This window comes from Pseudomonas sp. SMN11 (genome assembly GCF_052041945.1).
Classification (GTDB): Bacteria; Pseudomonadota; Gammaproteobacteria; order Pseudomonadales; family Pseudomonadaceae; genus Aquipseudomonas.
Genome location: NZ_JBKGGW010000093.1, coordinates 1 through 466, shown reverse-complemented (window position 1 = coordinate 466; position 466 = coordinate 1). Strand labels below are relative to the sequence as shown.

The following is a 466-nucleotide window of genomic DNA, read 5'->3' as shown; positions in this document are numbered from 1 at the left end:
TGGCGGGTTATTCAGCTGGAAGTTGAAGGTGATGCTGGCAGCACCTTCCTTCACGGTGTCACCGGAGACACTCACGGTGGTGGTGTCGATGGTGTCTTCGACTTTTACCGTGGCCGTTGCACCCGTGACGCTGGTCGCTTCGAAGTTGCCGCCATTGATGGCGGTGACGGTGGCGGTTACAGCGCTTCCATCGACATAGGCATCTTCACCGTTGGTGTTTGCCAGGACCAGCGTGCCCTTGCCGGTCGAATCGATCTCGACAGTGTGGTAGTCGTTGCCGACTTTCACGGTCAGGGTCGCGGTGGTACCGGCCTGTGGCGGGTTGTTCAGCTGGAAGTTAAAGGTGACATTGGTATCGCCTTCCTTCGCCGGCTCGGCGGAAACCGCCACGGTGGTGGTGTCGATGGTGTCTTCGACAGTGGCGGTAGTGGTCGCGCCAGTCAGGTCGACGGCTTCGAAGTTACCG

At 59.7% G+C, this 466-nt stretch carries 1 protein-coding gene; it reads right to left on the bottom strand.

The features are described from left to right. The coding region (locus ACLEJU_RS28680; RefSeq protein ID WP_440776783.1) for an immunoglobulin-like domain-containing protein at positions 1-466 on the bottom strand (466 nt) is incomplete at both ends.